Source organism: Olavius algarvensis spirochete endosymbiont (genome assembly GCA_900608495.1).
Taxonomy (GTDB): Bacteria; Spirochaetota; Spirochaetia; order DSM-2461; family DSM-2461; genus UBA2779.
Genome location: UWYT01000146.1, coordinates 1 through 258, shown reverse-complemented (window position 1 = coordinate 258; position 258 = coordinate 1). Strand labels below are relative to the sequence as shown.

Sequence of the window (258 nt, the reverse complement as noted above, 5' to 3'; positions counted from 1 at the left end):
ACAACCACTGTATCCGGAAGATCACTCCAGCGGGGGTGGTAAGCACTATAGCCGGCAGTGGCACAAAGGGTTTTGCGGATGGCTCCGGCGCAGAAGCACAGTTTGACCACCCTCACGGCGTGGCTGTGGACTCATCCGACAATGTCTATGTGGCAGATACTGGTAACCACCGCATCCGGCAGATAGAGTACAAGGTGCCCTGGGCACTGGCGCGACAAAGTGGCTCTTCTGTTAGTTAAATGTGATATCTCTTAGAAC

The 258-nt window shown here is 54.3% G+C and carries 1 protein-coding gene; it reads left to right on the top strand.

The features are described from left to right. Positions 1-239 (top strand): hypothetical protein (locus S1OALGB6SA_RS03935; protein WP_503465869.1); only part of this gene is annotated, 239 nt, incomplete at its 5' end. Between the last annotated feature and the right edge of the window lie 19 nt (positions 240-258).